The organism is Candidatus Poriferisodalis sp. (assembly GCF_965215815.1).
Taxonomy (GTDB): domain Bacteria; phylum Actinomycetota; class Acidimicrobiia; order Acidimicrobiales; family Poriferisodalaceae; genus Poriferisodalis.
This window is the reverse complement of record NZ_CBDCEO010000013.1, coordinates 2232412-2257205: the sequence shown is the minus strand read 5'-3', so window position 1 is coordinate 2257205 and position 24794 is coordinate 2232412. Positions and strand designations below refer to the sequence as shown.

Annotated in this window: 21 protein-coding genes and 1 pseudogene; 3 read left to right on the top strand and 19 right to left on the bottom strand. The window is 65.8% G+C overall.

Features of this window, described 5'->3' with window-relative positions; all coding sequences use genetic code 11:
* Positions 1-60: 60 nt before the first annotated feature.
* The 6 genes and pseudogenes from ACOOHB_RS20200 to ACOOHB_RS20175 form a co-directional block, all read right to left on the bottom strand.
* On the bottom strand, positions 61-750 hold the full coding sequence (locus ACOOHB_RS20200) for an SRPBCC family protein (RefSeq protein ID WP_420446574.1): 690 nt from the start codon (positions 748-750) through the stop codon (positions 61-63).
* Positions 741-1307 carry a nucleotidyltransferase family protein gene (locus ACOOHB_RS20195; RefSeq protein WP_420446573.1) on the bottom strand — a complete coding sequence of 189 codons (567 nt, stop codon included), beginning with the start codon at positions 1305-1307 and terminating at the stop codon, positions 741-743. Before ACOOHB_RS20195 ends, ACOOHB_RS20200 begins: the two co-directional genes overlap by 10 nt.
* Before the next feature lie 46 nt (positions 1308-1353).
* Entirely contained in the window at positions 1354-2520 is a 1167-nt protein-coding gene (locus ACOOHB_RS20190; RefSeq protein WP_420446572.1) for an acyl-CoA dehydrogenase family protein, read from the bottom strand.
* A 63-nt stretch (positions 2521-2583) separates the two neighbouring features.
* Positions 2584-3680 (bottom strand): annotated as a pseudogene (locus ACOOHB_RS20185) (XdhC family protein).
* Between the two features lie 63 nt (positions 3681-3743).
* Positions 3744-4943 carry a vWA domain-containing protein gene (locus tag ACOOHB_RS20180; RefSeq protein WP_420446571.1) on the bottom strand — a complete coding sequence of 400 codons (1200 nt, stop codon included), beginning with the start codon at positions 4941-4943 and terminating at the stop codon, positions 3744-3746.
* A gap of 28 nt (positions 4944-4971) precedes the next feature.
* Positions 4972-5877: an AAA family ATPase gene (locus tag ACOOHB_RS20175; RefSeq protein ID WP_420446570.1), complete on the bottom strand. Its 906-nt coding sequence runs from the start codon at positions 5875-5877 to the stop codon at positions 4972-4974.
* A gap of 205 nt (positions 5878-6082) precedes the next feature.
* Between ACOOHB_RS20175 and ACOOHB_RS20170 the strand changes: the two genes are divergently transcribed.
* A complete protein-coding gene (locus tag ACOOHB_RS20170) occupies positions 6083-7072 on the top strand; it encodes a type IV toxin-antitoxin system AbiEi family antitoxin domain-containing protein (protein WP_420446569.1) in 990 nt (329 codons plus the stop codon).
* A 142-nt stretch (positions 7073-7214) separates the two neighbouring features.
* Here ACOOHB_RS20170 and ACOOHB_RS20165 read toward each other — a convergent pair whose 3' ends face one another.
* The 5 genes from ACOOHB_RS20165 to ACOOHB_RS20145 all read right to left on the bottom strand — a co-directional run bounded on the left by ACOOHB_RS20165 (position 7215) and on the right by ACOOHB_RS20145 (position 14138).
* The gene (locus ACOOHB_RS20165) at positions 7215-8879 is read right to left on the bottom strand and encodes a tetratricopeptide repeat protein (RefSeq protein ID WP_420446568.1); all 1665 of its coding nucleotides are present in this window, start codon (positions 8877-8879) and stop codon (positions 7215-7217) included.
* Between the two features lie 129 nt (positions 8880-9008).
* Complete coding sequence (locus tag ACOOHB_RS20160; protein ID WP_420446567.1) at positions 9009-10127, bottom strand: metallophosphoesterase; 1119 nt, start codon at positions 10125-10127, stop codon at positions 9009-9011.
* 106 nt (positions 10128-10233) lie between these two features.
* Positions 10234-11907 (bottom strand): tetratricopeptide repeat protein, encoded by a 1674-nt coding sequence (locus tag ACOOHB_RS20155; RefSeq protein ID WP_420446566.1) that lies wholly within the window; start codon positions 11905-11907, stop codon positions 10234-10236.
* A 119-nt stretch (positions 11908-12026) separates the two neighbouring features.
* The gene (locus ACOOHB_RS20150; protein WP_420446565.1) at positions 12027-13064 is read right to left on the bottom strand and encodes an aldo/keto reductase; all 1038 of its coding nucleotides are present in this window, start codon (positions 13062-13064) and stop codon (positions 12027-12029) included.
* 69 nt (positions 13065-13133) lie between these two features.
* Positions 13134-14138 carry a fatty acid desaturase gene (locus ACOOHB_RS20145; protein WP_420446564.1) on the bottom strand — a complete coding sequence of 335 codons (1005 nt, stop codon included), beginning with the start codon at positions 14136-14138 and terminating at the stop codon, positions 13134-13136.
* A 166-nt stretch (positions 14139-14304) separates the two neighbouring features.
* On the opposite strand from ACOOHB_RS20145, the gene ACOOHB_RS20140 reads away from it, so the two are divergent.
* Positions 14305-15015 (top strand): SDR family oxidoreductase, encoded by a 711-nt coding sequence (locus tag ACOOHB_RS20140; RefSeq protein ID WP_420446563.1) that lies wholly within the window; start codon positions 14305-14307, stop codon positions 15013-15015.
* A gap of 27 nt (positions 15016-15042) precedes the next feature.
* Here ACOOHB_RS20140 and ACOOHB_RS20135 read toward each other — a convergent pair whose 3' ends face one another.
* Both ACOOHB_RS20135 and ACOOHB_RS20130 read right to left on the bottom strand, forming a co-directional pair.
* Positions 15043-15870, bottom strand: a complete 828-nt coding sequence (locus tag ACOOHB_RS20135) for an FAD binding domain-containing protein (protein WP_420446562.1) — start codon at positions 15868-15870, stop codon at positions 15043-15045.
* Positions 15871-15883: 13 nt separating this feature from the next.
* Positions 15884-16354 (bottom strand): (2Fe-2S)-binding protein, encoded by a 471-nt coding sequence (locus ACOOHB_RS20130; protein ID WP_420446561.1) that lies wholly within the window; start codon positions 16352-16354, stop codon positions 15884-15886.
* 172 nt (positions 16355-16526) lie between these two features.
* On the opposite strand from ACOOHB_RS20130, the gene ACOOHB_RS20125 reads away from it, so the two are divergent.
* Positions 16527-17114: a TetR/AcrR family transcriptional regulator gene (locus ACOOHB_RS20125; RefSeq protein WP_420446560.1), complete on the top strand. Its 588-nt coding sequence runs from the start codon at positions 16527-16529 to the stop codon at positions 17112-17114.
* A 46-nt stretch (positions 17115-17160) separates the two neighbouring features.
* On the opposite strand, the gene ACOOHB_RS20120 is transcribed toward ACOOHB_RS20125, so the two are convergent.
* From ACOOHB_RS20120 to pth, 6 genes are read right to left on the bottom strand one after another with little or no spacing between them, the layout of a single operon-like run.
* Positions 17161-17538, bottom strand: coding sequence for an FtsB family cell division protein (locus ACOOHB_RS20120; RefSeq protein ID WP_420446559.1), 378 nt, complete (start codon positions 17536-17538; stop codon positions 17161-17163).
* A 26-nt stretch (positions 17539-17564) separates the two neighbouring features.
* Positions 17565-18860 carry a phosphopyruvate hydratase gene (gene eno / locus ACOOHB_RS20115; protein ID WP_420446558.1) on the bottom strand — a complete coding sequence of 432 codons (1296 nt, stop codon included), beginning with the start codon at positions 18858-18860 and terminating at the stop codon, positions 17565-17567.
* Between the two features lie 56 nt (positions 18861-18916).
* On the bottom strand, positions 18917-19393 hold the full coding sequence (locus ACOOHB_RS20110) for a MazG nucleotide pyrophosphohydrolase domain-containing protein (RefSeq protein WP_420446557.1): 477 nt from the start codon (positions 19391-19393) through the stop codon (positions 18917-18919).
* A 24-nt stretch (positions 19394-19417) separates the two neighbouring features.
* Entirely contained in the window at positions 19418-20590 is a 1173-nt protein-coding gene (locus tag ACOOHB_RS20105) for a hypothetical protein (protein ID WP_420446556.1), read from the bottom strand.
* A 56-nt stretch (positions 20591-20646) separates the two neighbouring features.
* Positions 20647-24192 (bottom strand): transcription-repair coupling factor, encoded by a 3546-nt coding sequence (gene mfd, locus ACOOHB_RS20100; protein ID WP_420446555.1) that lies wholly within the window; start codon positions 24190-24192, stop codon positions 20647-20649.
* The gene (pth, locus tag ACOOHB_RS20095; RefSeq protein ID WP_420446949.1) at positions 24189-24776 is read right to left on the bottom strand and encodes an aminoacyl-tRNA hydrolase; all 588 of its coding nucleotides are present in this window, start codon (positions 24774-24776) and stop codon (positions 24189-24191) included. Before pth ends, mfd begins: the two co-directional genes overlap by 4 nt.
* Between the last annotated feature and the right edge of the window lie 18 nt (positions 24777-24794).

Genomic DNA, 24794 nt, shown 5'->3' with positions numbered 1-24794 from the left:
GGGTGCGCCGGGAGCGCAACGGACAAGCAATGCCCTGCGGGGAGTCGCGGCGGCGGACCCTCAGCCTTGGCGGCGCTTGCGCCTGCGGCGACGATTGAACAAGAAGAACACCACCACTGCGAGCGGGGCCAGGAGGCGCTTGAGCAAGGGCCTGCCCGCGGTTTCGAGCAGGTCAACCGGCTCCGGTTCGGCCATTTCGATCTGGCGGGGGCCTGACTCTGCGGGAGTTTCCGCCGCCTCGCCCGTCGGTTCAGCGTCGTCAGCGGAGCCGTCGCCCGCCTCAGCACCGGGGTCCTCTTGGTCACCAATCTCAGACAGCTTCTCCTCGAGCGAACTCACGAACTGCCCGATGAGCTTCTCGGTCACATCGGCCATGACCCCGCGGCCGAATTGGGCCACCTTGCCCGTGATCTTGAGATCGGTGGTGATCGACACGACCGTGCCGTCGCCGTCGGGAGTCATCTCGGCGGTCACCTCAGCGGCTGCATTGCCGGCACCGCGCGAGTCTCGGCCGGTGGCTTCGAGCACGATCCGGCGGTTGGCTTCGTCGAGCTCGACGAAGCGGGCCGAGCCCTTGTACTGCGCGGTGATCGGGCCCACCTTGATCTTCACACCGCCCTTGAACTCATCGCCGTCGATCTCGGTGAGCTGCGCGCCCGGCATGCACGGCGCGATGAACTCGACGTCGGTCAGGGTGTTCCAAGTCTGCTCGACTGGAATGCCGACACGGAATTCACTCTTCAGCTCCATCGGCTCAGATCCTCCTCGGTGTCGATGTCGTCGGGTAGCCCTTCGCAGGCTACCGGCACCACGATTTCGGGAAATCGGCGCATCACTGTTCGGGCCCCCTCATCGCCGTCGTGCGGCAGCAGCGGCCAGACCTCGCGTGCCAGACGGACCGGGTTTCCTCGCCGACCGCCGTAGGTGGCAACCGAAATGGACCCACCGCTTGTGGCCACAGCACGCCATGCCCCGGACGTCACGAACGGCTGGTCGGCAAGGCCTACCACGACTGCTTCGTGGCCCTGCCGTTCTGCCCAACCGGCGGCGCACCGTACCGATGACGCAATACCCGACGCCCAGCGTTCGTTGGAGATCAGCGCAATCTCGTGACGTGCATCAGCGAGCGCGCCGGTGAGGTCAACGGCGCCGGTCACGACGGCGACGGCGTCCAGCGATGCCTGGAGCAGCGATTCGAGCGCTCTGCTCACCACACTTCGGCCGTCGATCATCGCAAGCAGCTTGTGCTGAGAGGCGGTGAATCGCGTCCCAGCCCCTGCGGCCAGCAACACCCCCGCAGTACTCACCGGATTCAGCCTTCCCGTCTTTGCCTGGCCAGCCGGCTGGATGTCACTAGTACGAGCGGGGCAGGCCCAGCACCTTCGACGACACGAAGTTCAAGACCATCTCCTGGCTGACCGGGGCGATCTTCATGAGCCTTGCCTCGCGCCAGTAGCGCTCCACGTCGTATTCCTTGGCATAGCCGAACCCTCCATGAGTCTGCATGGCCCGGTCCGTGCACTCGAACGCGGCTTCCGACGCCAGGTACTTCGCCAAGTTGGCCTGCGCGCCGCAGTCGAGGCCATTGTCGTAACGCCACGACGCGTCGCGCACCACAAGCTCGGCCGCGTGAAGCCGAGCGTGGCTGTCCGCCAGCGGGAATGCGATTCCCTGGTTCTGCCCGATCGGACGTCCGAAGATGACTCGGCCCTTGGCGTACTCGACGGCGCGTCGCAGCGCGACCCGGCCGATGCCCAGCGCCTCGGCGGAGATCAGGATGCGCTCAGGGTTGAGTCCGTCAAGGATGTAGCGGAAGCCTTCGCCCTCTTCACCGACGCGGCGGCTGAGGGGAACCCGCAACCCGTCGTAGCGGACTTCGCAGGACACCACCGCGTTACGGCCCACCTTGGGAATTGGCGTGATGTCGACCGCGGGATCCTGCAGGTCGACGAGCAGCAGCGTCATGCCTCTCGTCGGGCCATCGCACTCTTCCTTCGGCGTGGTGCGCACCAGCAGCAGGCACACGTCGCAATACGGGGCTTTGGTGGTCCACACCTTGGCGCCGTGGATCACGTACTCGTCACCGTCGCGCACCGCCCGGGTGCGAATCGACGTCGTATCGGTGCCCGCATCGGGCTCGGTCACGCCAAACGCCGCATGGATGGAGCCGTCGGCTACGCCGGGCAGGAACTCCTTGACGAGCGCATCGGAGCCGTACTTGCGCACCGGCTCCATACCGAAGATGGACAGGTGCAGCGCCGAGCAACCGTTCATGGCCGCACCGCTGGCGGCCACCTCCTCGAGCACGATCGAGGCCTCGGTGATGCCCTGGCCGCCGCCGCCGAACTCGGTGGGAATCGCGATACCGATCCAGCCTCCTTCGGCCATGGCGTTGTAGAAGTCCCAGGGGAACTCGTGGTTCTCGTCGCGGTCGCGCCAGTACTCGTCGGGGAAGTCGGCGCAGACCCGTCGGACGCCTTCGCGGATCGCCTCGTGATCCTCGCTTGTCGTGAACTCCATCTTGCTGACGCTACCTGCCACTCGCTACGCGGTTCCGTGCCCCGGGGTGGGCGGGCCTTTGGGCTAGTGGATGCGGCCCTTGCCTTCGCTGAGGCGGGGGGCCTTGCGACCCGTTCTGGCCGCGATGATCTCGGCAACGATGGACACGGCGGTTTCTTCGGGGGTGCGGCCGCCGATGTCCAGGCCTATGGGGGCGGCGACGCGGGCGAGTTCTTCGTCGGTGACACCGGCTTCGCGTAGGCGCTCGGATCGTTTCTCGTGTGTTGTGCGCGAGCCCATGGCGCCGAGAAAGCCCACGCGGGTCGGCAGGGCGCCCACGATTGCAGGCACGTCGAACTTGTGGTCGTGGGTGAGCACGCACACGGCATCTCTGGGGCCTAAATCATCGCCGATCCGGTCGAGCAAGCGATTCGGCCAATCCACAACCACCTCGTCGGCCATCGGGAAGCGACGCTTGGTAGCGAACACCTCCCGTGCATCGCAGACCGTGACGCGGTAGCCGAGCAGCTTGGCCTGGGAGGCGAGAGCGCGGGTGAAGTCGACAGCGCCGAAGATGACCATATGCGGGCGCCGGGCATGGCACTCCACGAACACGCTGAGGTCCATCTGGCGGGCCTCTCCGTGCTGGCCGTAGTGGCGTACCTCGCTGATGCCGGCGTCGAGCATCCCGAGGGCGTCGCGTTCGACAACCCGATCAAGGTCGGCGTCGCCCAGGTTGCCCAGCGTTGGTTCGTCAGGCCGTACGAGGAGTTTCACACCGGCATCAGGTCCTTCGATGACCGTCGCCAGAGCAACCGGTTCCTCGGCCCGGATGGCGTCGCGGAACACCTCGTAGAGGCTGGTCACCAGTTGAGTACCTCCACGAACAGGTGGATGGTGCCGCCGCACGTGAGTCCGACCGAAAACGCCTCGTCGTCGCTGTAGCCGAATGTCGTGATGCCCGCGCCGCGGCTTCCCGCCAGCAATGCCAAGGCCTCGCCTACGACAGCGCCCTCGACACAGCCGCCCGAGACCGAGCCCGCAACTTCGCCGTCCTCGTTGACTGCCATCGCCGCCCCCGGGTCGCGAGGCCCTGACCCCTCGATGTCCACCACCCGGGCGACCGCGACTCGCTGACCTGCGATTCGCCACCGGTCGATGTCGTCCAAGAGCTCGTCCATCTGATCAGTCTCGCTGCACAGCGGTGCTTCGCGTCGCTCGAGGTCGTTGAGTCGGGGCCGTCCTCATGCTGCAATGGTCGCGGCCAGCTGTTCGAGCGAGTCGAACGAGTGGCCTTCGATGAAGTCGTCGACGTGCGGCAGCGCTGCGGCCATGCCCCGCGCCAGTGGCGCGTAGCCGGGTGTGTGCTTCAGCGGATTCACCCACACCAGCCGATGCGTGACCCGATGCAGGCGGGCCATCTGCTCTTCGAGTTCGTCAGGAGTGCCGCGGTCCCAGCCGTCCGAGACAACCACCACGATCGCGCCGCGGGCGTGGCCCCGCACCCCCCACTTGTCGTTGAACTCGTGCAGCGTCGCGCCCAGCCGGGTACCGCCCGACCAGTCCTGCACCGACTCTGCGGCGTCTCGCAGGCCAGCGTCGGGATCACGTGACGACAGCTCACGGGTCACCCTCGTCAGGCGGGTGCCGATGGTGAACGCCTCGACCCGGGCCCGGCCCACGACCGCCGCATGAGCGAAGCGCACGAGCGCCCTGGCGTACGGCTCCATCGACCCCGACACGTCGAGCAGCAGCACGACCCGCCTCGGCTTGCGGTCCCCCTTGAGGAACTCGCGCTGGATCGCCTCGCCTCCGGTGCGCAAGGCACGGCGAATGGTGCGGCGCAGGTCGGGTCGGCGGGTGAACCGCTTGGCCCTCACTGCCCGACGCGAGCGGCGAGTCACGGCATTGAATCGAAGCCCGCTCATCAACGAATGGAGCTCTGTCAGCTCCGCGTCGCTGCAGTCGGCGAAGTCCTTATGACGCAGCGTCTCGACATCGCTGTAACGAACGCGCAGCGTCGGACCGCTGTCGGGTTGGCCGTCGTCGTCGGGTGGCGGGGCGGCGCCCTCGTCGTCGGTATCGGTGGCAAGCGTCACCGAAATGGGGGGCAGTTGGACGACGATGCCGCTTGGCTCGCGGCCTTCCCAGAACACGGCGAAGGCCCGGTCGTACAGGCCGATGTCGGCGGGACTGCCCACCAACGTTGCTCGTCCCGCCCAATAGACGCTGTCGCGCCGCTCAGCGCCAAGAAGTCGCAGTGCCTCGGTAAACGCCATTACCCGGCGGATCGTGATGACGAGGCCGGCACCTCGCAAGATCGCGCTGAACGCAGATGCCAGGCGTTCAGGCTCGTTCACCAGCCCGTTGGGCGGCTCGTCGAAACCGTTCGTCGCACGAGGCAGCGATGGCTCCGTGGTTCCGGCGCTCCCAGCGGCCGCCATGTCCCGCCCGTACTGCTTCTCGACCGCGTCAGGCCTCGGCGACGGCGGCCATGATCATCTCCATGCCCACCGAGGTGACCCGCTGCTGGTCCTCGCGGTACTTGAGCACCGTCCCGAGCGTCGCCTCGAGCATCGGAGTGTCCAGCTCCGATGCGCCCAAACGGCCCAGCGCGGTGGCCCAGTCGATGGTCTCTGCGACGCCGGGCGGCTTGTAGAGCCGCATCTCCCGCATGGCAGACACGGCCGACGCGACCTGCCTGGCGAGCGTGCCGTCCACGTCGGGCAGCTTGAGTTTGACGATCTCGACCTCACGCTCCACAGACGGGTGCGCAACCCAGTGGTACAGGCACCGTCGCTTGAGAGCGTCGTGAACGTCACGGGTGCGATTCGAAGTGACCACTACGAGCGGCGGGGTCGCAGCGGTGATGGTGCCCAGCTCGGGCACGGTAACGGTGAAGTCGGAGAGCACTTCCAGCAGGAAGGCCTCGAATTCGTCGTCGGCGCGGTCCACCTCGTCAATCAGCAACACCGCCGGCGTGGAGTTGTCGTGGTCGATGGCCTGCAGCAGCGGGCGGCGGATCAGAAAGCGTTCGGAGTACAGCTCGTCCTCGATGGCCTCGGCGTCGGCAGCGGCACGTCCTGCCGCTTCCGCGGTGCGCAGGTGCAGCAGCTGGCGCGTGTAGTCCCATTCGTAGAGCGCCTGCGCCGCATCGATGCCCTCGTAGCACTGCAGGCGAATGAAATCCCCACCGGTCCATGCTGCGAGCACCTTGGCCAACTCGGTCTTGCCGACGCCAGCGTCGCCTTCGAGGAACAGCGGCCGTCCCATCGTGATCGACAGGTACACCACCGTGGAGAGTCCCTCGTCGGGCAGGTACCCGTGCCGGGACAGGGCAGCCGAGACCTCAGCAGGAGTACTGGGCGCCTTGAACACGGCGGCCAAGGCTACGACCTTGCGCTCACGCTGGTGCGGTCGGGAGGGTCACACCGGGCCAGCTAGCCGTAACCGACCCTGCCATGCCATATCTGTGCAGAAATGCTCGCACAGCGGGCAAATCTGCACAGATATGAGGGGAGGCCCGAACGATTCCCAAAACGCACATCAAGTTTTATTATTTTTCAGTTAATTTCAAGACTATATGAGATTGGAGACTGCCAAGCAGGCGACGGGCGGCGGCGAGGTGCAGGTCGACGAAGTACGCCTCGAGTTCCACATGCGACGGCAGCACGGACTTGTCTCGCTCGTCCAAGCTCGGTCGGCTGGCATGAGCCGCCAACAGATACAACGCCGCGTCGGTGCCAGTCGCTGGCGACGCGTCGGGCCAGGCGTGTACCAAAACTCGGCTGTGCCGATCACACCACATTCCAAACTGCTGGCCGCTTGCATCGCCTACGACGGCTTGGCGAGTCATCGGTCCGCAGCCGCCCTGCATGGCATCGAAGGATTCAGATTCGGGCGTCCTGAGCTGGTGGTTGGCCAGAACCGTGCCAGATCCGCAGTCGGAGTCATCGTGCACCGATCCGCGCAGATGGACTCGACCAAGCCGGTGACGCTTCACGGCATACCCTGCACGGGGCTGTCACGTACCGTGCTCGACCTCGCCGGAGTGGTCAGCCGCGAGCGACTCCAACGGGCCATTGACGCCGTCTTGCGCGACGACCGCTTGCGCTACCACGACCTATACGAAGTTCTGGATGCTCATGCGCGCCATGGCAGAAACGGCACGCGCCGGCTCCGCGCTGTGCTCGACGAACGCGTTGGCGAGAGAGGGGTGCCATTGAGCGACTGGAGCCGCTGGGTAAGTGACTTGCTTTGTGAGTCAGGCCTACCGAAACCAGCTCTGGAGCACCGGGTACACACCGTCGAAGGAGACTTCGTCGCTCAGGTGGACTTGGCGTATCCGGCGCGCCATCTGGCCATCGAGCTGGACAGCATCCGCTGGCACCACAACCGAGACTCGTTCGTGAATGACCGACGTCGCCGGAACCGGCTGACGACCGCCGGCTGGGATGTGTTGTCGTTCACTTGGTATGACTACAGCGAGCAACCTGCTGCGCTGTGCGATGTGGTGGCCGGAACTCTCAACGGCACAGCGTCGCGCTGTCCACTGCGCCCGGCAACGGCCTGACCGCATTCGCCACCCGCTCCTCGCGCATATTTGTGCAGATTTGCTCGCTCAGCGGGCTTTATTGCACATAAAAGCGGCGAATGGCGCAGGCATGGAACTGCCTGCCCTCATGTCAGCTTCGAAGAGTGCCGCCGCGTTGCGCTCACGCGGATGCGGCGCCCTCCAGCCGGCAGAAGCACGAGGCAGTGATCGGAACGTCGGCGTGAGCGACAGCGAGATCGAGGCGCTGGCGGACGAGCGGCGCTTCGACGGTGTCCCCTCGACGGATCAGGCACTCGTGCAGACCATGCAGGCTCCACAGGTTGTCGGGATGCTGGCACGCACGCCGCAGCTGACCGTCGAGGCCGAGGTCGGCACGGTATGCCGCCTCTGCCTCATCTGTTCGACCCTGTTCGAGCAACAGTGCGCCGAGCGCATGTCGGGCTGGCTGCATCCAACCCCACGGTTCGTCATAAGGCAGGTTGTCGTCCAATTCGACCGCTCGACGGAGATGGTCAAAGGCGACATCGAAGCTGCCCCGCCGGTACTCCACCTCACCAGTGAGCATGGCCTCGGCGACAGCCAGGATGTCCTCGCACGTGTTGTTGAACAGCGTCCGGCTTGCAGGAACCTGATCGCAAGCGGCCAGGAATGCTTCCCGCTCCGACTCAGCGTCGTCGACCTGACCCGTCGAGGCCAACGCAACCGTTCGTGCGTAACGCATCATCGCCGTAGTGACGCAATAGAGCTCTGGGTCCTCGGGCAAGGCTTGGGAAAGAATCTCGTGCCACTTGCCGAAGCGGATCAACACGTGCTGCTTGACGGGCACAAAACCCTCGAGCCAGTCGGCCATTGGGGGCGAACCGGTCTGCAGCAGCTCAGCGGGCAGCGTGCGGATCATTTCCTCAGCTGCTTCGAGAGCCGGGGCGTACTGGCCCGCGAACATCGCCCCGTACACCTTGAAGTGATAGTCGTGGCAGCGGTAGGCGGAATAGAAGTTCATCGGGCCTTCGCGCTCCAGATACTTCCGGTCGGCCACGATTGCTGCGGAGTTGCGTGCCACAACGTTGAGGTAGTGCCCGCACAGCACGTCGATATGGGTTGGCATGTGAATGAGGTGCCCGGCGTCGGGCATGAGGTCGACGAGCCGGTCCCCGGCGCTGAGCGCCCGCTCGGGATGCGGCGACATCTCCATGAGATGGACGTACATGTGCAAGAGGCCGGGATGGTTGTTGGCGCCCTCGGCGTCGAGCGTCTCGAAGGCAGCCTCGAGCACTTCGATCGCCTCGAGGGTGCCGGCGCCTTCGGGAGGCTCACCAGTGACGAGATCCCAGAGCTCCCACGGGGTCCGGTTCATGATGGCCTCGGCGAACAGCGCACAGACGTCGAGATCGTTGCTGTGGGCCCGGTACACCTCCCGCATCGCGTCCGCATAGGCGTCATTCCAGGACCCGAAGTCGTCTTGGTCGGGGCTCGGTGGATAGCGCTGGGCTAGTGCGCCGATCAGCGCCCGTTCGGCATCTGAGGCACTCGAAGCCGCGTCGGCGGCGGCTGCCACCGCGGCGAGCGCGCACTCGAGCGAGTCGCGCTTCTCTTCGTCGTCGAAGGCTTCCCACGGCTTGTTGTAGTTGGGCCCGATGGCATACGCGATTCCCCAGTGAGCCATTGCGCAGCCGGGGTCGTGCTCAAGCGCTCGCTCGAAACAGGCGATCGCTTCTTCGTGGTTGAAGCCGTAGCACCAGGCCATCCCGCGGTCGAACCAGAGCTGCGCCTCAGGGTTCTGTGTCGTGACGGGCCGTCCGTACGAACCCAGATCGAAATACGCCATGCAAGCTTCCTGCGTTCGGTTCGTCGGCGTGCAGCTAGCTCTAGCAGATTGTCAGCCAGCTGTATTCGCTTGCCCCGCAGTGGGCGTGGCTACGACTCGCAGATCAACGTGGTCCGGTCACGCTCTCCCTCAGGATCCCTCGGGCTCCTCTGGGCCGACAAGGTCGATGATTCCAATCGACGGACGAACTCCGAATCGGAGCTGGGGGGCGTTGCCCCGCTCACGGCCCACACCCGTCGACACATAGATCGGTGTCTCGTTCAGTTCATGAAGTCCACCAGCGGCGATGTGCCTCGGCACGCGTGACAGCGTCAGGGGTGGACCGAGAAGAGGGAACGAGACCTGCCCGCCGTGCGTGTGGCCTGCGATGAGAAGATCGGCAGGCCGTGCTTGCAGCAACTCGATTGCGTCTGGCTTGTGTGCGAGCAGTAATCGAACGTCGGCGTGCTCGTCGCCTGAGAGTCGTTCAGCCATCCGCCGCGCAGCTGCTTCGTCGCCGAAGAGCGTCGTCCCTCCAATGCTCAGTGTGGTGCCGTCGAGTTCGAACGTGTCGATCTCGTTGTCGAGCACTCTGGCGCCCGTTCCTTGGGTGATCTGGCGCAGACCCGCCACGGTGTCGGTATTCCCGCTCACCACATAGACAAAGGGCACATCGTCGGCAATTCGCTGGATCAGTTGCGTGAATTGCGGCGCTCGCTGATCGAACAGTTCACCGTCGAATTGGTAGAGGTCTCCCGGCAACACGACGATGTCGGGCGCAAAGCCAAGCAAGCGGTCGACTGCGTCGTTCTCGTAGTCCCCCACCGCTGTGGTCTGGAGATCAGAGAGCACCCCAATCCGGATCCGCCCGTCGACACCGTCGACTCCGAGCTCGGTGGCGTCCGCCCGCAGCCAGAAGGGCTCGACATAGGTCGCATATACGCCGACCGGGATTGCGAGCAGGGCGACTACGCAGACGACAGTGATTGCTCGCGGACGCTCGCGCGCTGTCAGCAGCACGATGCCGCCTGCAGTAGGTACGCCGACGGTCCCCACGACATAGGCGACATGGACGAGCGTGAACCCGTCCAATCCGGTGATGAACAACGCTCCGCCGCTCAAGATGAGCGTGCTCGCGAATCCGACGGCGACAGCGCGAGCGACGATTCGGCCGCTGCGGAGTCGTGCGCGGAGCCACTTCACCGAAAGGATCCCTGATGCTGTCCCCACGATGGCGGCGGCCACGATGGAGTAGTAGTTCAAGAGCATCGACTACGGCACCTCGCGCCCAGATGATGCCCCATTTCTGTCCGATTCGGTCGGTTGACCAAGGGTCGATGCAGATGGACCTGGCCCAGCCGAGGGGGCCATGCGCTTACGCAGATGCGTTGGCGTCCATCCGGCAGAAGCATGAGGCAGTGATCGAAACGTCGGCCCGAGCGACAGCGAGATCGAGGCGCTGGCGGATGAGCGGCGCTTCGACGGTGTCCCCTCGACGGACCAGGCACTCATGCAGGCCGTGCAGGCTCCACAGGTTGTCGGGATGCTGGCAGGCACGCCGGAGCTGGCCGTCGAGACCGAGGTCGCCACGGTATGCGGCCTCTGCTTCAACGACGCGGCCCTGTTCGAGCAACAACGCGCCGAGGGCATGGCGAGCGGGTTGCATCCAGCCCCAGGGTTCGTTGTAGTGCAGGTTGTCGTCGAGCTCGACTGCCCGGCGGAGATGGGTGAAGGCTGCATCGAAGTTGCCGCGCCGGTACTCCACCTCGCCGGTCAGCATGGCTGCGGCGATATCCAGGATGTCCTCACACGTGTTGTTGAACAGCTTCCGGCTCGGCAGAACCCGGGCCTTGGCTGCCAGGAAGGCCGCACGTTCGGCTACCGCTTTGTCGACCTGGCCCGTCGAGGCGTAGGCCACCGTCCGCGCGTAGCGGATCGTCGCCGTGGTGACGCAGTACAGATCCTGGTCGTCAGGCAGGGGTTGGGCGAGTATCTCCTGCCACTTGCCGAAGCGCACCAGCACATGCTGCTTGACCGGCACGAACCCCTCCAGCCAGTCCGCCATCGGCGGTGAGGGCGTCTGGAGCAGCTCCGCGGGCAGCGTGCGGGTCATCTCTTCAGCCGCATCCAGCGCCGGGCGGTACTGGCCCGCGAACATCGCCCCGTACACCTTGAAGTGGTAGTTGTGGCAGCGGTAGAGCGAATAGAAATTCAACGGGCCTTCGAGGTCCAAGTACTTCCGGTCGGCGACGATCGCCGCTGAATTCCGCGCCACGACGAGGTGGTAATCGCCGCACAGCACGTCGATGTGTGTCGATATGTGATTGAGGTGCCCGGCGTCGGGAGCGAGATCGACGATCCGGTCGCCCGCCGCCTGCGCTCGCTCGGGGTGCGGCGACATCTCCATGAGGTGGACGTACATATGCAGCAGGCCGGGATGGCTGTTGGCACCCTCGCCATCGAGCGTCTCGAAGGCAGTCTCCAGCACTTCGACCGCTTCGAGGGTGCCCGCGCCGTCGGCGGGCTCGCCGGTTACCAAGTCCCACAGCTGCCACGGGGTCCGGTTCATGATCGCCTCAGCGAAGAGTGCGCAGACATTCAGATCGTCGCGGTGCACCCGGTAGACCTCGCGCATCGCGTCCGCATAGGCGTCGTTCCACCGGCCAAGGTCGTCCGGCCCAGGTATGGCCGGATCGGGTGGGTAGCGCTGTGCCAATGCGCTGATGAGGGCGCTCTCGACCTCGGTCGCACCGGCTGATGCGTCAGCGGCTGCAGCTACTTGCGCCCGAGCGAGATCGAGGGAGCTGCGCAGATCTTCGTCGTCGAAGGCTTCCCACGGCTTGTTGTAGTTGGGTCCGATGGCATACGCGATGGCCCAGTGCGCCATTGCGAGGTCCGGGTCGCGCTCGAGGGCACGCTCGAAGCAGGCGATCGCCTCCTCATGGTGAAAGCCGTAGCACCACACCATGCCCCGGTCGAACCAGCGCTGGGCCTCTGGGTCCTTCGTCGTGACTGGCCACTGATACGAGCCCAGATCGAAGTACGCCATCTCAGCCCCTCATGAAAAAACGCTAAGTGCGACACTACCTCTCATACTGTGTGGGATTCGCTGACGCCGTATGCGTGCTCGCCACACCCCGAAGCTCACCCGATTCATGGCGGAAGGGATCAGCTGGTGCCGAGGGTGAGCAGGTTCTCCACGGGCTGGTAGAGCTCGGAGAGGTACACGGTGTCGTCGGGGCTGAGCTCGATCATCGTGGCCTCGACGAGTTGGTCAAGCTGACTGATCTTCGATACGCCAACGACTGGGGCGGTGATCTCGGGCTTGTTCACCAGCCACGCCAGCGCTACTTGGGCGGGACGCACATCGAGCCGCTTGGCCACCTCGGTCACCCGTGCGGCGATGTCGAAGTCGCGCTCGCCCCGGTACAGGCTCTCGGTACGGGCACGATCCTGACCCTGCGACCTGTCGGTGGTGCCGGCCTCAAGACCGCCTTGGTACGACCCCGCCAAAATGCCCCGCGCCAGCGGCGACCACGGGGTGAGCGCCACGCCGGTGCGGGCGCAGTAGGGGTTCATCTCGCGCTCTTCCTCGCGGTAGATGAGGTTGTAGTGGTTCTGCATCGATACGAACTTCGTCCAGCCCCGCATCTCGGCGGTCAGCTGCAACTCCGCGAACTGCCACGCGAACATCGATGACCCGCCGAGGTACAGCGCCTTGCCCGCTTTGACTACGTCGTGCAGCGCTTCGAGCGACTCGGTGATCGGTGTCTCGACGCTGCCCGGGATGCCGTGAGGGTGGCGGTGAATGACTATCTGATCCACGTAGTCGACACCGAGGCGGCGCAGCGAATTTTCGACGCCTTCGATGATGTGCTTTCGATTCAGGCCGCCTTCGTTGGGGTTGCGCCCCATCGGCATCGAGACCTTGGTGGTCAGGACGTACTTCTCACGCGGCAGCAGCTCCCGCAGCAGCTGGCCCACAACCTCCTCAGATGCGCCCACCCCGTAGACGTCGGCGCAGTCGAAGTAGTAGAGCCCGCGCTCGATGGCGGCTTCGAAGATCGGACGGGCCTGGTCGACGTCGAGCGTCCAGTCGCCCTGGTGGCCCCGACCGGGGATCCCGAAATTCATGGTTCCCAGGCAGAGTTCGGAGACCCGCAGTCCGCAGTTGGACCCGAGCTGGGTTGACTTCAGTTGCGTCATGGTCACGAAACGTATTCGACGGCAGCGCTCCCCCGTCGGGTCGACACCGTCGGCGATGCGGGCTCGGCGCTACGCGGGCTCCGGCGTACCAGAGGCGAGGGCACGCCAAAGCAAACGGTAGGTGGGCCACGAAGCCTCAGCGGGAAGGTAGCCGTCGTCGACGAGCGCCCTGTTCAGACGCGCCAAGTTGCGAGCCGGCACGCCCGAATCGACGTGATGCGCCAGGTGGTAGCCGACGTGGTACGGCACGAAGAGCACCCGGGCCAGCCAGCTCTGGCGGATGTGGTGCGTGGTGTTGCGACGGTCAGACGTCCGGGTCATGCCGCCGTGCTCGGCGATGGCCCGCAAGCGGTTGATGATCTGGTACCAGGTGAAGAAGGGCACCACCCACAAGAACAGGTACAGCCAGGGGTGCCCCGCAAGCCAGAAGGCAGCGAACACGACGGCCTGGCCCGCAAAGAACCGCAGGCTCAGCGGCAGGAACTTGAGTTTGGCCAAGCCGATGAATCGGGGCTTGACGATGCGCCACGCGGACACGCCTGCCACATCTCGCATGAACTTGCGGCGAAGCGACAGCCACGAAATTGGGTAGAACGAATACAGCAGGAAATCCGGCTCGCGGGGGCCGAATTCGTCCCGGTGGTGGTTGGCATGGCCCCTGCGGTAATGGTGCGCGCCGGTGCCGAACGGGAACCAGCCCACCAGGTTGATGCCGATCCGGTCGTTCAGCCAACGATTCGAGAACAGCAACCGGTGGGATGCCTCATGGTGAAGGATGAACATCCGCAGTTGCAGCGTGCCGATGATCGGCACCGCAGCAACGATGGCCACCCGATGATCGATGGCGATCACTGCGGCAATGACGACCACGGGCGCAGCCAGCGTCGCGATCACCTCGTACGCGTTGATCGCATTTGGGATGCGGCGCAGCTGTGCTCGGAAGGCGGGTTTCGGGCGACCGTCAGGGCGCAAACGCTCCGAGCCCTCGAATGCTGGCAAGTCGGATCGTGCCATGCCGCCGGTCATCTTCGCCACGCGCTCGGCGTGAGTCGGCGGTACGGCGGTCGCGCTCACGACAGTGATGCTACGGCGCTTCAGTGGGGCGAGCGGTTCGTGGCGACGCGGCGCAAGCCGGCCGTTGGCTACGGTTCCGGGCGACCGCAGACGGGCTGATGAGAATCAGTTGACTGAGACAAGGGAATCGACGATGGACTTGGGAATATCAGGACGAACTGCGGCGGTGGCTGCAGGATCAGCAGGACTCGGGCTCGGCTCTGCGCAGGCGCTCGCAGCCGAAGGCGTACGCGTGGCCATCTGTGGCCGTGACCCAGAGCGATTGGCTGCCGCAGCGACACAGATCGACGGCGAGGTGCTGTGCATCACGGCCGACCTGGGCAACCCCGCCGAGGGACGCAGCTTCGTTGAGCAAGCGATCGCTGGTCTTGGCTCCGTGGACATCCTGGTGACCAACGCCGGCGGACCGCCACCCGGCATTTTTGCAAATACCGAGATCGACTCCTTCCAAATGGCCTTTGACATGAACTGCAAGGCCATGATCGAAATGTGCCGAGTTGCCATCCCCCCGATGCGCGAGCGGGGCTGGGGCCGGGTGTGCGCTATCACCAGCGTCGGCGTGAAGCAGCCGATCCCGTTCCTGATCGCCAGCTCGGTAGCGCGAGCTGGGCTGACCAGCTTCCTCAAGATCACGGCCCGAGAAGTGGCAGCCGATGGCGTCACGGTGAATTCCGCCCAGCCCGGAACCCACTGGACCGCTCGCGTGTCCAAGATGATGAACCAGGAAGATGCTGGCAAGAGCAACCCGATGGGTGTGTGCGGCGACTCCGATGACTTCGGCGCTGCGGTGGCATTCCTGTGCAGCGAGCAAGCCAAGTTCGTGACCGGCACTGGCCTGCTGATCGACGGCGGTCAAGCCACGGGACTGCTCGACTGAGGCGACCCGGGTCGCCAGCCCAGGGTGCTAGGAGAGGCCCGCTGCCTCGAGCGCCCGTCGCGTGAGAACCCGGGCGAGGTGGTTGCGGTAGTCCGGCGTGGCGTTCAGGTCGGTGGGTGCGTCGGTGCCCTCGGCGGCCTGCTCGGCAGCTTCAGCCGCCGATGCCCCGCCTGCCAGTGCCGCCTCGACCGATGCAGCTCGAATCGGCACCGAGCCCATGTTCACGAGCGCCACGTTGGTCCCGCCGTTGACGGTCACCGCAGCTGCGCCGACGATCGCCCAGTCCTGGGCCCGCCGGTTGAACTTCTGGTAGTTCCAGCCGTCGCCGGGCGCCTTGGGAACCCGGATCTCGGTCAGCATTTCGTCGTCCGCCAGCGCTGAGGTGAAGTAGCCGGTGAAGAAGTCGCCAGCGGCGATCTCACGGGTGCCGTTGGGACCTTGGGCGACGAGTGTGCCGCCCAGTGCCAGCACCGCCGCGGGCAGGTCGGATGCGGGATCGGAGTGCGCCAGCGAACCGCCGATAGTCCCACGGTGGCGAACCTGCGGATCGCCGACCTCGCCAGCCACGTGTCCCAGCAGCGGGCACTCAGCAGCCAGCAGATCGCTGGTCTCGAGCGCCCGGTGACGGGTCAGCGCGCCGATGCCGATGTGGTCGCCGTGGTCGGAGATGAAGCTGAGGTCGGTCACGCGGCCGATGTCCACGAGCACGCTCGGCACCGCCAGGCGCAGCTTCATCATCGGCAACAGGGAATGACCGCCAGCCAGCAGTTTGGCCTCGTCGCCGTGCTCACCAAGCAGTGCGATGGCCTCGTCGGCGGAACCAGCTCGTACGTAGTCGAATGCTGCAGGAATCATTTCTGCGCTCCCCTCAGGCTGACGTCTCGCCGGCCGCGCAGGCCAGCACCGACTTGACGATGTTGTGGTACCCCGTGCAGCGGCACAGGTTCCCTTCCAGGCCTAGGCGGACTTCTCGCTCGGTCGGGTCGGGATTCTCCTCGAGCAGCGATACCGACGCCATGACCATGCCTGGAGTGCAGTAGCCGCACTGCAGTCCGTGGTTCTGGCGGAAGGCTTCCTGCATCGGGTGCATCTCGTCCTCCGACGGCGCCAATCCCTCGATGGTCAAGATCTCCTCGCCGTCGGCCTGCACCGCCAGCATCGTGCACGACTTCACCGATTCGCCGTTCACATGCACGGTGCAGGCTCCGCACGAGGACGTATCGCAGCCCACGTTCGTGCCGGTCAGCCGCAGGTCGTCCCGCAGCCAGTACACGAGCAGCGTGCGCGGCTCGACGTCGCCGGTGCGAGTCTCGCCGTTCACAGTGACGCTGATCTCCACAATGACCCCTCTTCTCGCCGGCCACCAGGCCGAGTGTTTGGTTCCGTGGCCGTCAGGCCGGGCGTGTGTCTACACGGCCTGCCGGGCCGAGCGGCCACCATCATGCATCATGCAGCGACCGCGCGCAGACACCGGGACAAGCGGCCCTGAACCGCAGCAGTAGTTTGACGATGTGACCGGCGAGGAGGCCGTTGCGGGTACTGGCGAACGGTCGGAATGCGCGAGCGAAACTGCGCCGCCGGACACTCGGGACTTGATCCTGCAGCGGTCGCGTGACCTGTTCGCCCGGCAGGGCTACCGGGGCACTTCGGTCCGACAAATCACCTCGGGCCTCAACCTGACGCCGGCTGCGCTCTACTACCACTTCACGGGCAAGGAAGACGTGCTCGCCGGGGTACTGACCTCGATGGAGCGCGACGGTGAAACGATCGTCGCCCGGATGGCCAAACTCGAGCGAACACACGAGGCCCTGCGAGAGGTGCTCGACCGCTTCTTCGACCTGCTGGCCCGCGACATCGTGGCGTTCCGACTCGTCGCCGATGACGTCGACGTTCAGCAGAGCGCTGTCGGTCAGCGCCTACGGGCGCAAGCCAGAGATCTCTTTGCCTGGCTCACCGGACCTTCGCCCGAAATCGAGGAGCGCATCCGTGCTGCGGGCGCCGTCGGCACGGTCCGTCTGTCACTTGAGCAAAGCGGCGTGGATCCCGATGTTCACCGTGATGCGATTGTTGGACGCGCCCTGCGCATCATGACCGATTAGCTGACCGGCGGCTACCAGTGGCTTGGCCTGGTGCCAGCCGACGGATTCAATTGCCGAGCAGGTGCGCCACGCCGCGCAGCGGCCACGCTGGCGGCAGCTTGACCACGTCGGCGGGATCCACGTTCAGGCGATACAGCGTGTCGCCGTCGCGCACCAGAGAGAGCTGCTCGCGGGCGATCCGCTCCACGACCACTGGATCCTTGGCCTCGGCCACCTGGGTGGCCAGGTGAGTGGTCTCCGCCTGCAGCCGTGCCAGCGTGTCGGAAGCATGGTCGATGTTGCGCCGCTGGCTCGTCAGCGATTGCCAAGGAAACAGCAGCACTGCGAGCAGGCCGACTGCGCTCACCACGATCACAAGACCGACAAGCACTGCCATCACCCGGGGTCGCCCCTCCCGGCGGCGGAGCCGCGTCGGCGCGTTCACGGGCCCTGGGTTCATCGGCTCTGGCTTCATGGGCTCCGGGCCAGCGAACCGCCACCTCGATAGGCAGCAGTCTCGCCGAGCTCTTCCTCGATGCGGAGCAATTGGTTGTACTTGGCGACCCGATCCGAGCGTGCCGGCGCGCCGGTCTTGATCTGCCCGCAGTTGGTGGCGACAGCCAGGTCGGCGATGGTGGTGTCCTCGCTCTCGCCTGAACGGTGCGACATCACCGCGGTGTATCCGGCCTGCCCGGCGAGCTCGACGGTGTCGAGCGTCTCGGTCAGCGTGCCGATCTGATTGACCTTGACCAGCACGCTGTTGGCTACCCCCGCAGCGATGCCGCGTCCCAGCCGCTCGATATTGGTGACGAAGAGGTCGTCGCCTACCAGCTGAACCCGATCGCCCAGCAGGTCGCCGAGTCTCGACCAGCCGTCCCAGTCCTCCTCGGCCATGCCGTCCTCCACTGAGCAGATCGGGTATCGCCCGCACAGTTCGGCCAAGTAGCTGGCAAAGCCTGCAGCATCGAGCTGGCGACCCTCGCCGGCAAGGGAGTAGGTGCCGTCGGCGAAGAACTCGGTGGATGCCACGTCAAGCGCGAGCGCAATGTCAGCGCCGGGTTCAAAGCCAGCTTCGCCGATCGCCTCGACCAGAAGCTGGAGCGCAGCCTCGTTGGACTCCAGGTCAGGAGCGAACCCGCCTTCGTCGCCGACCGCTGTCGACAGGCCCCGGGTTCGCAGCACGCTCCGCAGTGCGTGGTAGGTCTCGGTGCCCCACCTCAGAGCTTCCGAGAATGACGCCGCTCCCACCGGGACGATCATGAACTCCTGCAGGTCCACGTTGTTGTCGGCGTGGGATCCGCCATTGATGACATTCATCATCGGCGTGGGAAGCACATGTGCATTGGCGCCGCCGACGTGGCGGTACAGCGGCACGCCCAGCGTTGCCGCCGCGGCGTGGGATGTCGCCAGCGAGGCGGCCAGCACGGCATTCGCCCCGAGCCGGCCCTTGTTCATCGTGGCGTCGAGCTCGATGAGCATGCGGTCGACAAGGCGCTGATCGGCAGAGTCGAACCCGACGAGCGCGCCCGCAATTTCGCCGTTCACGTGCCCGACCGCAACAGCGACACCTTTGCCGCCGTACCGGTCACCACCGTCACGAAGCTCTACGGCCTCGAACTGTCCTGTCGAGGCACCGGAGGGCACGATCGCACGACCGACGGCACCCCCAGCCGTGCGTACATCGGCCTCAACCGTGGGATTGCCCCGCGAGTCCAGAACCTCGCGGCCGGTCACCTGGACGATCTGAGAAAGTGCGCGCGCTGTCACGCAATGCGAGAGTACCGAAGCTTGGCACGAGCACGATCAGCGCTCGAGCCAAACGACTAGGGGTTCTGTGTCTCGCGAGCCGCGATGCGGTTCGCCCGTGCGGTGCGTTCGGCCTTCTTGATCGCCTCCCACTGCACCGACAGCTCGTCATCGCTGGGTTCGGGAGCGTCGGGATCGCGTGCGAACACATGGGGATGGCGACGCAGCATCTTGGCCTCGATGGTGTCGAGCACCTCGGCCAACGTGAACGTTCCCGCCTGCTCCCCGATGGCGGCATTCATCAATACCTGCAGCAACACGTCACCCAGTTCGGAGACAAGATCCTCGATGGCGGTTGCCTGATCGTGCGCTGAGCCGGATAACGCGTCATCGGCGTCCGCCAGCGCCTCGGCCAGCTCGGCGGCCTCGTCGAGGGCGTAAGGGGCCAGCGAGGCATGCGTCTGGACCCGGTCCCAAGGGCACTCGCGTCGCAGTCTCGCAATCACCCCATGCAGCGAGATGAATCTCGCACCGAGATCTTCCTCAACGGCCATTGTGACCCTCACCCAAGAGACAGCTCACGGCAGGATCGGCAACGACACCCTCAGGCTGTCGGCCCTCCAGGCGCCGAGCCCTGGGGCGACGCTCACCTCGTAGGTCGACATAATCTCGGTCAGTACGTGGCCCGCGAACGGACCGATTGACGAAAGATCGATCTCGTCGGTAAGCAACGCATCCAGATGCAGCACCACCCAGAGCTCACCGGTCGGACTCGCTGCGGACGGCAACATCAGCGGCTCGGCCAACCCTCCGGGCTCGAGGTCGAGCAAGGCGAGCGCCAATTCGCCTCCGCCGAACAGACTGAACGGCTGGCCGCATCCAATGGTGCCGTCAAATTCGGTGAATCCTGGAAGGTTGACCGCAACAGCGACGTCGGACAGCGCCTCACCTGCTCGCACCCGATCGGAGGCCGCTTTGGCATCGGCCTCGGTCGTCACTGCCAGCGCACTGACGCAGTGCGGTGTCGCCAGCCGCTCGATGTTGGGGTCTTCTTCGACGCTGCGTTGTTGCGCGAACTCCTCGAAGGCGCCCTCGAGGTGCGCTTGGACCTGCGCATTGATCTCCTCGTCAGAGGCACTGACGTCGACGGAAAAGCCCAGTGCTTCGAGAGCGACACCAGCAAGGCGCAACTGAATCATGGACGAGAGCCGCGACACGAACTCCTCGTGCGTCGGGTTCTCCGGGTCGTCCATGAGTGTCACGGGCGAGTCCGCGATGTTCATACGAACCTCATCGACAAGCACCTGCCCGCCCGGGAAGCTCGCTGCGACGGCGGCACCATCTAAGAGCAGTGCCCGGAAGGCGACCTCCTTGGCAACTCGCGCAGCGTCGCGTTCGGCTCGCTCGGCCTCGAGTTGCGCCTGCTCGGCCTCCCTTTGGGCATCCAACTCTGCCTGCTCGTTGGCCGCCGCAACGGCATCGCGTGACACCACGCCGTCATCGTCGGTGTCGAGTGCGTCGACGAGATCGGAGTCCACCGCTGTGTGAATGGTGACGATGTCGCCATCGTCCGCACACGCAAACGCCATGAGCGCTACGAGCCCCGCGACGGCCCCGATGGCCAACTTGCGGCGCAGCGTCCGCCGTCGCCCCGACCGGGCAGTCACCGCCGCCTCGAGCGAGGAGGCCGCCAGGCTTCGATCGGCATCAGGAATTCTCGGCAGCCATGGTGTTGCCGTTGTCTGGGGCATCTAGGCAGGGTAGGTGGTCGCCGATGCGACGGTGTTGGCACCATCGCATCGCAAGGTCAGTCGGCGGGCGGCCGCAGTTGCTGGCAGAACCCAAACAGGTTCCCGACAGTGGCCGGTTTCAACATTCGGACTGACAGCTGCACTTCGCCCACTTCTGCCTTGTAGCGCGCTGCGCCAAAGGGCGTGCCTGCACAGATGCGCCGCATGCGCAGCTCCTCGCTTGCGGTCAGCGCGAACGGTCCCAGGCGCACTCGTCCGCCGTCGTGACCGGGCGCGAACGCCACAGTTCGCATCCCCAGCCGGTGGCATTCGGTGCGCAGCAGCGCTATGTGCAACAGCGTCCGAGCGGCATCAGGAATCGGACCGTAGCGATCGATCCATTCGGCTTCGATGTCAGCCACTTCCACTAACTCGGTCACAGCCCCGAGGCGGCGATAGGCCTCCAAGCGACCCGTCTCGTCCGCCACGTAGTCATCGGGCAGGTGCGCCACGAGCGGCAGATCGATGACGACTTCGGCGGGCTGTTCGGGTATCTCGCCGTTCAGCTCGGAAACCGCCTCGTTCACCAACTCGCAGTAGAGGTCGTAGCCGACAGCAGCGACATGGCCAGACTGCACGCCGCTGAGCAGGTTCCCGGCGCCTCGGAGTTGGAGGTCGCGCATAGCGATGCGGTAGCCCGAGCCCAACTCGGTGGACTCGCCGATCGTGCGCAGCCGCTCGTAGGCCTCCTCTGAGAGCGAGCGACCCTCAGGGTGGAACAGGTAGGCGTATGCACGCTGGCCCGACCGACCCACCCGTCCGCGGATCTGGTGCAGCTGCCCCAGACCCAGCAAGTCGGCGCGGTCCACCACCAAGGTGTTGACGCTGGGCATGTCGATGCCCGATTCGATGATGGTCGTGCACACCAGCACGTCGTAGGCGCCTTCCCAGAAGTCGATCACGACCTGTTCCAGCGTTCCCTCGTCCATCTGGCCGTGTGCCACCGCGATTCGAGCCTCTGGCACGAGCACCGCGAGGTCGGCAGCCACCAGATCGATGTCCGCGACCCGGTTGTGCACAAAGAACACTTGGCCCTCGCGCAGCAACTCCCTCCGGATGGCCTCACTGACAGCGCGCTCGTCATAGGGGCCGACGTGCGTGAGGATCGGCTGGCGCTCAGCGGGCGGTGTCTGCAGCAGTGAGAGATCCCGGATGCCGGTGAGTGCCATCTCCAGGGTGCGGGGAATCGGTGTGGCCGTCAGCGTCAGCACATCGACCTCAGAACGCAGGTGCTTGATCGACTCCTTGTGGCTGACACCGAAGCGCTGCTCCTCGTCCACCACCAACAAACCGAGATTCTTGAACGACACGTCACCCGACAGCAGCCGATGCGTGCCGATCACCACGTCGACTGTGCCGTCGGCTAGCCCGGCGAGCACCACGCGCTGAGAAGCAGGTGTGAGAAAGCGGCTGAGCACCTCGACACGGACGGGTTGGTCGGCATAACGCTCGGCGAACGTCTGGTGGTGCTGCTGGGCCAGCAGCGTCGTCGGCACCAGCACCGCCGCTTGCTTGCCCGCGCTCACCGCGCAGAATGCCGCCCGCACCGCCACCTCGGTCTTGCCGAAACCAACGTCGCCGCACACGAGCCGGTCCATCGGCGTGGGTTCTGACATGTCGGCCAGCACCTCGTCGATTGTCCGGCGCTGATCCGGTGTGGGCGTGTAGGCAAAGCTGTCGGCCAGTTCGGCCATGCCGAATCCGTCGGGGTCAAACGCGGTGCCCGCAGTGGTGATTCGTCGCTGGTACAGCACCACCAGCTCTTGGGCGATCTCGGCCACGGCCGCCCGCACCTTGGCCTTTTGGCGCTGGAAGTCGCTGCCGCCCATGCGACTGAGCCGAGGCGTCTCTCCGCCGATGTATGGGCGGATGAATTCGATCTGCTCGGTTGGCAGGTAGAGCCGGTCGGTTCCGCGAAACTCCAGCTCGAGGTAGTCGCGCTCATCGTCGCCGAACGACCGGCGGACAAGCCCCGCGTAGCGGGCGATGCCGTGATAGTGATGAACGACGAAATCGCCGACGCTGAGATCTTCGAACGACGGAGACACTCCAGTCCGCCGGCGAGCTGCGCGGTGAACGCGGCGGCGGCCGGAGAACTCCGCCTCGGGCAGCACCGCGATACCGGCCTGGGGCGCGATGAATCCCTTCTCGAGGGGCGCGACCACCACGTGCCCGCCCGGCGCCGGAGCGAACCCGTCTCGATGCAGGCGCAGCGGCACCTCTTCTGCGCCGAGCGCGTCAGCGAGACGCACAGCCGAGCCCTCGCCTTCGGCCGCCACAATCACAATGGGTCGCTGCGCTCCCGCCACCACGGGTCGCTGCGCACCGGTCACCAAGCGACGCAACTGAGCCACCAAGCGCGTGACGTCGCCGGCGGCGGGCACCCAAGACTCGGTCGCTATGTGCGGGCCCGGTGTTCCGTCTGCCGACGGAGCTGCGGTCGAGTCCACCGACCACACTGCGGCCTCGCAGCGCGCCAGCAACCGGTCGAAGGGAACGTGCAACCGCGGAAACGACACCTCAGCCTGTTCGCCCGTGCCGTCGCACTGGCCCGCATCGTCGGGATTGCTGAGGCCCCACGTCACCGCCAGAGAACGGGTCAGGTCGTCGGTTTCCGCCGTGATGTCGGCGGCCCGGTCGGCGAGTCGCCGCGGTTCACAGAGCAACACCAGCGCCTCGGGTCCCAGCAGATCCGGCAGCACGATCTCATCGGAGCTGAGCCACGGCAGCCACGACTCCATCCCGTCGAACAGCTCGCCTCCAGCGAGGCGCTCCATGTGCTCGCGGCACCACGGTTCGCTGATTGCCAGCGCTGCGGCCCGTTCCCTCATGGCGGCATCGGGGCGCATCTCGCGTGCCGGGAAAAGACGTGTCTCGCCAAGATCTGCCACCGAACGCTGATCGGCGACGGAGAATGTCGTGAGACGATCCACCTCGTCGCCCCACAGGTCGATTCGTATCGGCGCATCGGCCGTCGGGCAAAAGACGTCCACGATCCCGCCGCGCACCGCAATTTCGCCTCGGTGCTCGACCTGATGCTCGCGGCGGTAGCCCCACCCCACCAGCTGCGACACCAGCTCGCCGAGGTCGCACTGGCCGCCTCGGGCCACGCGAATCGAAGACGTTCCCCCAGCACACGTATCGGGACTGAGCCGTTGCAGCAGAGCTCGAATCGGGGCGACGATCACCTCGGGCACAGGCTCGCCTGCGTCTGAGCTCGTGCTCAGCGCCCCCAGCACCGCCAGGCGGCGGCCCATGGTCTCAGTCGCAGGACTCACCCGCTCGAACGGAAGCGTCTCCCAGGCGCCGAACAGTGCGACCTGTTGCTCCCCCAACCAGGTGCCGAGGTCATCGGCATAGCGCTCAGCTTCGTGGGCTGTCGCTGTCACGACAACAACCGGCGTCCGCGACCCCAACGTCGCCAAGCCGGCCGCGACATAGGGGCGTGCCCCCTCGGCGACCGCAATCGAACCGGACGCACGACCCAGCATCGACACGAAGCCGGGGTCGTTGCCGAGGCGTTCGGTCAACACCCGCAGCGGCGCTGAGCCTACGGTGCTCATTGTGCGTGGGGGTCCCGACCCCGCCGTCGGGTGTTGGTGACGTTCATCGCCGCCTCGGGTCCATCGCGCACCAGCGTCTCCAGCCCTGCCACCGCCAGGTCGACGGCCTCGTCGATCAATGGTTCTTCCCGGCGCGACGGGCGTTGCAGAACCCACTTCTTGCCGGCTTCGGGCCGCGGCGGCTTGCCGATGCCGATGCGCAGACGCACAAAATCCCGGGTGCCGAGCTGGCTGGCGATCGAGGCCAAGCCGTTGTGACCGGCGATCCCCCCGCCCACCTTCAGCCGCACCTGGCCAGGCTCAAGGTCGAGCTCGTCGTGCACGACGACAAGTCGCGACGGCTCGACAATGCCGTGGCGCTTGACCAGCATGCCAACGCTGCCCCCGCTCTCGTTCATGAATGTGGACGGGCACGCAAGCGTGACGCGGCACTCGCCGACCGTCGTCACTGCCACCCGGGCGTGTTCGCGTCTCTGCACGGTCAACTCGCACCTGAGCGCCGCTGACCAGCGTTCCACGGCTAGGGCCCCAGCGTTGTGGCGGCTGCCGGCGAAGCGCTCGGGAGGATTGCCGAGACCTACCACCAACCAGTCTGCGGCTGC

Coding starts and splice junctions, on each gene's coding strand:
- ACOOHB_RS20200 (WP_420446574.1), bottom strand. CDS start 750: ATGGAGCTGAAGAGTGAATTCCGTGTCGGCATTCCAGTCGAGCAGACT.
- ACOOHB_RS20190 (WP_420446572.1), bottom strand. CDS start 2,520: ATGGAGTTCACGACAAGCGAGGATCACGAGGCGATCCGCGAAGGCGTC.
- ACOOHB_RS20180 (WP_420446571.1), bottom strand. CDS start 4,943: ATGGCGGCCGCTGGGAGCGCCGGAACCACGGAGCCATCGCTGCCTCGT.
- ACOOHB_RS20170 (WP_420446569.1), top strand. CDS start 6,083: ATGAGATTGGAGACTGCCAAGCAGGCGACGGGCGGCGGCGAGGTGCAG.
- ACOOHB_RS20165 (WP_420446568.1), bottom strand. CDS start 8,879: ATGGCGTATTTCGATCTGGGTTCGTACGGACGGCCCGTCACGACACAG.
- ACOOHB_RS20160 (WP_420446567.1), bottom strand. CDS start 10,127: ATGCTCTTGAACTACTACTCCATCGTGGCCGCCGCCATCGTGGGGACA.
- ACOOHB_RS20155 (WP_420446566.1), bottom strand. CDS start 11,907: ATGGCGTACTTCGATCTGGGCTCGTATCAGTGGCCAGTCACGACGAAG.
- ACOOHB_RS20150 (WP_420446565.1), bottom strand. CDS start 13,064: ATGACGCAACTGAAGTCAACCCAGCTCGGGTCCAACTGCGGACTGCGG.
- ACOOHB_RS20135 (WP_420446562.1), bottom strand. CDS start 15,870: ATGATTCCTGCAGCATTCGACTACGTACGAGCTGGTTCCGCCGACGAG.
- ACOOHB_RS20110 (WP_420446557.1), bottom strand. CDS start 19,393: ATGGCCGTTGAGGAAGATCTCGGTGCGAGATTCATCTCGCTGCATGGG.
- ACOOHB_RS20105 (WP_420446556.1), bottom strand. CDS start 20,590: ATGCCCCAGACAACGGCAACACCATGGCTGCCGAGAATTCCTGATGCC.
- mfd (WP_420446555.1), bottom strand. CDS start 24,192: ATGAGCACCGTAGGCTCAGCGCCGCTGCGGGTGTTGACCGAACGCCTC.